A 6,657-nucleotide genomic window follows, 5' to 3' on the forward strand; every position below is an offset into this window, starting at 1 on the left:
ACATTTCATCTAAAAGACTCCACAAAAAACAAATCAACAACAAATGAAGTTTAATAAAATGCGTTTCAATTAGAATGATAGTTAAGAATGTCCCAAGACCCAACACCTAAGACCAACAAACAGTTGAAACATGATTCAAAATTATGAGAGTATTGAGAAATTTCAAATACACAGCTTTACAAAAAACAAATCAACAACAAATGAAGTTTAGTAAAATACGTTTCAGTTTGAATGATAGTTACAAATGTCCCAAGACCCAACACCTAAGACCAACAAACAGTTGAAACATGATTCAGAATTATGAAAGTATTTAGAGATTTCAAATACACAGCTTTACAAAAAACAAATCAACAACAAACGAAGTTTAGTAGAATGCGTTTCAATTTGAATGATGGTTACAAATGTACCAAGATCCAAGACCTAAGACCAACAAACAGTTGAAACATGATTCAGAATTATGAAAGTATTTAGAGATTTCATCTAAAACGACTCCACAAAGAACAAAAAGGAAATTAAAAATGTAAAATACTAAATGTAAAATATAAAAGTTTCTTTCAACCATCAACCATCAACCATCAACCATCAACCAGAAACTAACTACTTTTCTATAATCTCCACTTCAAAAAGCTTGTCCCAGTATTTTCCTGTAACGAAATATGTATTTGTTTTTGCGTTGTATGCAATTCCGTTAAACACATCAATTGCAGGATGATTGGTCACTTTTTCTTTCAATCCTCTAAAATCAATAATACCTTCCAAAGCTCCATTTTTCGGATTAATTATCATCATGCTTGGTTTTTGATAACTATTGGCAAAGATTTTCCCATCAATAAATTCCAATTCGTTTGCCTTTACATACGTACGTTTGTTATCGCACACTTGAATTGCATATTGTTCCTGTAATGTTGAAGGATCTAAAATCCAAATTTTCTCCGTTCCGTCACTCTTGTATAGCTTTTCTCCATCATTACACAATCCCCAACCTTCTTTGCTCTCTTGATATAAAAAAGTGTCTAAACGTTTCAAAGTATTCGGATCAAACACAAAACCAGCTTTTGCACGCCAAGTAAGCATGTACAATTTATCATTCAATATAGTGATGCCTTCTCCAAAATACACATTGTCTAAATCAATTTTTTGATACACTTTTCCTGTTTTATAATCTACTTTACGTAAAGAAGATTCGCCACGTTGTCCTGTACTTTCAAATAAAGTATCTCTGTAAAACTCTAAACCTTGTGTATATGCTTTTTGATCGTGTGGAAATGTATTTACAATCTTATACGTGTAAATTTTCGGAGTTGTATTTGAAACAATCATCAAGTTCTTAGAAATAGTATCCGTTTTTCCGTCAGCAAAGGAAATAATTGCTTCTAAAGCTTGATGTCCTAATAAAAGATCCGCAGGAATTGTTGTTTCTAAAACTAACGGATTTGCGCTTGTATTTTTCAACTCAGTATCATTAATTCGATACGTAACAGCGTTTACAGTTTGCTCATTTTTGTTCACAACTGTAGCTTTTAACGCTGAAGTAAGCGGGAATTTTGCGGATTCTCCATCAATTTTTAAAGAAAACGATGGTGTATTGGAATTTTTTTCGCCACCACAAGCAGAAAATAGTAAACTTAAAAATATGATTATGAATGTATTATATAATTTCATTGGAATTCTTAATTTCTGGCAAGTTAATTCATTAAAATCAGTTTAAAAAATGGTTGCTAAAATGTAAAAACATTTTATCTTTGCATCGGCAAGTCCTACACAACCAGCTCCTGTTGAATCCTCCAGGGCGGGAACGCAGCAAAGGTAAATGGTCGTAGCGGTGTGATGTAGGTAGCTTGCCTTTTTTTGTACCCAATAGTTTCATCATCTTCAGATCATATCTTAGTTCATTTCTGTCCGACTCATTTTTACAATCGTAAGTTTCGTTTTTAATTCATCACTAACTTTCTCTGTTATCAAACGATAGTAAGTTTAGCGCTATACAGTGTAAGATTACAATTCTATACATGTTCATTTTACAAATAAATTGAACGTAGCGATTCTAAATTTTTACACTTTGAATTTTAAATTCATCATTAATATAGCATATTTGTAAAAAAATTAACCAAAACGCAACGCAATGTCAAAAGTGGTCTTAATTACTGGTGGTTCATCAGGAATTGGAAAATCAATTGGAATTTTATTAGCTTCAAAAGGATATACCGTGTATGGAACTAGTAGAAATCCTGCTAAATTCACAAACTTTAACGAATTTAATTTGTTAGCGCTTGATGTGCGAAATACAGAAACAATTCAAAAAGCAGTCGCTACGATTGTTCAAAAAGAAGGACGATTAGACGTGTTAATCAACAATGCAGGTGTGGGAATTACAGGACCAATTGAAGAAACACCAGATGAAGAAATCCACAAAGCGTTTCAAACCAATTTATACGGACCAATTGCGGTTATGAAAGCCGTTTTGCCACAAATGCGTTCACAAAAAAGCGGTTTAATCATCAATGTGACTTCTATTGCAGGTTATATGGGATTGCCGTACAGAGGAATTTACTCAGCGTCAAAAGGTGCTTTAGAATTGGTTACGGAAGCCATGCGCATGGAAACTAAAATGTTTGGTGTAGAAATTACCAACGTGGCACCAGGCGATTTTGCAACCAATATTGCGGCTGGACGTTATCATACGCCCGTTTTTGACAATTCTCCGTACAAGGAAGTTTATGGAAATATGCTCACAGAAATGGACGCACATGTTGACGAAGGTTCAGATCCAAAAATGATGGCAGAAGCGGTGTTGAGCATTATTGAAACTAAAAAACCAAAAATTCACTACAAAGTTGGTGCGTTTATGCAGAAGTTTTCCATTGTGTTAAAACGAATTTTGCCAGATAAAATGTATGAAAAGTTATTGATGAATCATTATAAGTTGTAAATTTCTGAATCTTTAAAGCGAATAAAATGAAACATATCAAGTACAGTACAATCTTTCTATTTTTAACATTGTTGTGTAATTTTTCTTTAAATGCACAAAAAATAAAATCTTCAAAAGGATATGATACACAAATAGGAAACGTTGTATCGATGCTTGAAGACTTAAAAGGTCGCATTACGCGAAGTGTGGCAAACTTATCTCAAGAAGAAACCGATTTTTTACTAGATGAAAACGCCAACAGAATTGGCGCAATGATTTATCATCTTGCTGCCACAGAAAAATATTATCAACTGTATACTTTTGAGAATAGAGGTTTCGATGCAAGTGAAAGTGAATGGGCAAAAGCGCTGAGCTTGGGAGAAAATGGCAGAAAAGCATTTCAAAATAAGCCAATTCAGTATTATTTAGATATTTGGGATACTGTTCGAAAAGAAACACTACGCCTTTTAAAAACAAAAAATGATGCTTGGTTTGTGGCTGATGTGGCGAATAGCAATATGAACAATCATTGGGCTTGGTATCATGTAATGGAACATCAAGCAAATCATATGGGACAAATTCGATTGATTATTAAACGTTTCTAAAAAATACAAGTTCGCTATAAAATTACTTTTCCATGAATGATAAGAATTTTATGATTTTGTCATAAAAAACAATTCTTTTTCAATATCTATTGCGGTGTTTTTCACTCTTTTTCTGATTATAAAATAGGGAATGCAATACATCATTAGTGCATGAAAAAAGACAAACACAATCGGAATGATACTATCAGCAAATCCTATAATTGCCATCGGAATGAATAGGATATAAAACAAAGTGATAAAAATATATAAAGGAATTAAAAAGTTGCTAAATCCATTCACTTTTGCATCAATAACAACTTGATCATTTTGTTGTCGAAATGTTCCCGTAACACGCGCCAAATAGCTTGTTCTATCAAAAAACTCTCTTCGTCTTCTAATTTTAAAGCTATTTTGAGAAATATTTCCCTTATACCTGTTTTTACTAGAAGAAAACGCTTCAAACATACTAGAAAACGCACCAATACTGCCTTCATCAACGTTGGCTTTAAAATGGCTGATGAACTCAGATTTGTCAATGTTTAGTGTAATTTGTGTGTGTTTTATCAATTGTATTCGTTCTAGAAAATCGTGCATAGGTATCATCTTTTATAAATGATAGGTGGTGAATTGCTTCCAGATGTTACACTACAGAAAGGAAAAAAGATGATCAATACATTAGTGAATTTCAAGAAATGATGTAACTTTTCTCAAAAATGATCATTGATATCAATAAATCATAATATATTTAGAATCTAAAATTATAACGAGTATTCATGAGTAATTCCAGTACCTTTTTATTAGAATCAAAACTAAATCGGCTCAAAATTTCATTCTCTAAAGAAAATGGAAAAATTATCATATCGAATGCAAAATTAGACATAACATCACTTTTTTTGTTGGTGTTATTTCCATGCTTCATTGCGTTAGGTGCAGGTATATTTTTCATTTCAAGCGTTATAGATTCTGAAGAAAGAATAAGTGTCAAAATACCAGTATTCATAATGTTTTTATTTGGATTTGGTGTTGTAAATGGACTTCGAATGCAATCTAAGATGAAAGCGAATAAAAATCGTAAAATACTGGATGATAACGGAATTACTATTGTAGAAAATGATCAATCAAAACGGTTTGATGCAGAAAATGTCAAAGACTTTGATTATACGATCGAAAAACTTGAACACGGAAATTTTGCAGGCAAACTTTACTTAGTAGACACGAAAAATGAAATACATATTTTACTTGGAGTTGACGAAGAAAATGAACAGTATTTATTGGATGATTTAAGCTGGTTTCAAGACTATTTTAAAAAACATCTAGGTATTTAAACCACTTAAAAACATAACTATGCGTATTGGAATTATTGTATTTTTAATTATTGGACTCAACTTTTGTACTGCACAAACTGCTGTTGAAAAAGAAATTGTTGGTTCATGGAAACTTGTCACACAAATAACAGCTGTTGAAGAGAATGACGACTCAACGTTTTCTGAAAATCTTGGCAGTAAACAACCTGATGCACTCATACAATCTGATGTGTTATTACGATTTAAAAAAGACAAATCATTGGTTATTGATATGGAGAAATTTGTAATGGAAGTTAGGTATTCCATCAAGAAAAATATACTAACCATTGGAGTACGTCAATTTGAAGTGATCAGCATACAAAATGATATCTTAACATTGAAAGAAACTACTACAGAAAATGGATTGCGCTACAAATACAAAAAAATAAAAACGGATGCATAACGAACAACCCAACAATCCGTTACACGGCGTAAAATTAGCGCAAATTTTAGAAACTTTAGTTGAACATTACGGGTTTGAAGAATTGAGCAATCACATCAATATCAACTGTTTTAAAAGCAATCCTTCTATAAAGTCAAGCTTAAAATTTCTCCGACGAACGCCTTGGGCGCGTACCAAAGTTGAAAATTTATACTTAAAATTGATTCGTTAATGATATAAAATGTTCGATTTTAGTTGTGTTGGCATTTTCAGCACGTATGTATGTAATTTTTGTGTCAAAAATCAATCGCTATCATTTTTCAAAATTGAAGGAGAAATCTTAAAAAATACCAACATTACATAGAAACATGACATCCATACATGTTTTGCTTACTGTTCCATACTTTTTACCGTAATTTATGATATAAATAACTTGAGTTCGAGATAAAAATTTAGTTCGATACTTTTCTTTTCCGAAGTATAGCAGGAATTTTTCGTAAAGAATTTTTGAACCCACAACATTCCGCAATCGAAGTTTTTCATCAAAGATATTATATCTTTTGGCGAGTACTTAGAAAAAAATTCTGAATTACTAAAAGCAAGCTAAGTAATAAAAACCGTAGCATAACTATTAAATAGCTGTGCTACGGTTTTTTTATGCTTCACTCTTTTCAGTCTTGGACTGATAACATTCAAAATTTTAAAAACATTAAATCGAAATAATATATCCACAAAATATCGTTACAAATCTGTTTCAAAAGTTCAATTAGCCGATGCCTATTGCGTAACACTTCATAAATTTTACGCATGGCTCAAACCAATTGAGCATAGCATAGGCGAATACGTCGCAAGATGCTACACACCAAAACAAGTTGAAAAAATTGTTGAACTCTTGGGCGAACCCCAAGATATCACAAGAGTAAGAAACCAACATACAACAGAAATTTAAGAAGGAATTCAACTCAAATAACAATAGTATCACAATTACTCAAAACCCTCTAAAAAATCGCGTTACGCGGTTTTTTTTGTGTCTTATCATATTCTTAGAAAGTATCTACAAATAAATTTAACTTAAGCACAACTCATTTTTTTTAAACTCTACAAAAACTAACAACCACATAACCACACTACCACACTGTAAAACCACAAGTCTTAATATCTATATAACTACCTTATATATAATATATTATATAACATATATAGTATATGTAAATAATAAAAATGTGGTAGGTGTGGTAGCAAATTTTAAAAATGTGGTAGTGTGGTTGTGGTAATTTGGATAATCCATCCTTTATTTTTTATAAAAAGTCATCAATGAGCAGTCAAAATACACTCAACGAACTTTAACGAGTTTCTATGAACAGCTAGTGTACAAGCTAATAACAGTCAAAATATACTTAACGAACATTTACGAATTTCTATGAATTGTAAATTTTATAA

General features: G+C 31.7%; 7 protein-coding genes and 1 other RNA gene. 6 read left to right on the forward strand and 2 right to left on the reverse strand.

Annotated elements, in window-relative coordinates:
• Positions 1-597: 597 nt before the first annotated feature.
• Entirely contained in the window at positions 598-1,662 is a 1,065-nt protein-coding gene (locus AA089_RS12245; protein WP_046757247.1) for a glutaminyl-peptide cyclotransferase, read from the reverse strand.
• An 86-nt stretch (positions 1,663-1,748) separates the two neighbouring features.
• Here AA089_RS12245 and ffs point away from each other — a divergent pair.
• The 3 genes from ffs to AA089_RS12255 all read left to right on the forward strand — a co-directional run bounded on the left by ffs (position 1,749) and on the right by AA089_RS12255 (position 3,513).
• Positions 1,749-1,847, forward strand: an RNA gene (gene ffs / locus AA089_RS24085) — signal recognition particle sRNA small type.
• 275 nt (positions 1,848-2,122) lie between these two features.
• Positions 2,123-2,929, forward strand: coding sequence for an SDR family oxidoreductase (locus AA089_RS12250; protein ID WP_046757248.1), 807 nt, complete (start codon positions 2,123-2,125; stop codon positions 2,927-2,929).
• Between the two features lie 26 nt (positions 2,930-2,955).
• Positions 2,956-3,513 (forward strand): DinB family protein, encoded by a 558-nt coding sequence (locus tag AA089_RS12255; RefSeq protein ID WP_046757249.1) that lies wholly within the window; start codon positions 2,956-2,958, stop codon positions 3,511-3,513.
• Positions 3,514-3,561: 48 nt separating this feature from the next.
• Here AA089_RS12255 and AA089_RS12260 read toward each other — a convergent pair whose 3' ends face one another.
• Positions 3,562-4,086: a hypothetical protein gene (locus AA089_RS12260; RefSeq protein WP_046757250.1), complete on the reverse strand. Its 525-nt coding sequence runs from the start codon at positions 4,084-4,086 to the stop codon at positions 3,562-3,564.
• A gap of 179 nt (positions 4,087-4,265) precedes the next feature.
• On the opposite strand from AA089_RS12260, the gene AA089_RS12265 reads away from it, so the two are divergent.
• The 3 genes from AA089_RS12265 to AA089_RS12275 are packed head-to-tail and all read left to right on the forward strand — an operon-like array spanning position 4,266 to position 5,449.
• Complete coding sequence (locus AA089_RS12265) at positions 4,266-4,817, forward strand: hypothetical protein (RefSeq protein WP_046757251.1); 552 nt, start codon at positions 4,266-4,268, stop codon at positions 4,815-4,817.
• A 19-nt stretch (positions 4,818-4,836) separates the two neighbouring features.
• A complete protein-coding gene (locus tag AA089_RS12270) occupies positions 4,837-5,238 on the forward strand; it encodes a DUF5004 domain-containing protein (protein WP_046757252.1) in 402 nt (133 codons plus the stop codon).
• Positions 5,231-5,449: a VF530 family protein gene (locus tag AA089_RS12275; protein WP_046757253.1), complete on the forward strand. Its 219-nt coding sequence runs from the start codon at positions 5,231-5,233 to the stop codon at positions 5,447-5,449. The genes AA089_RS12270 and AA089_RS12275 overlap by 8 nt, the downstream gene beginning before the upstream one ends.
• Positions 5,450-6,657: the final 1,208 nt, after the last annotated feature.

The sequence above is a fragment of the Kordia jejudonensis genome, from assembly GCF_001005315.1.
GTDB lineage: Bacteria > Bacteroidota > Bacteroidia > Flavobacteriales > Flavobacteriaceae > Kordia > Kordia jejudonensis.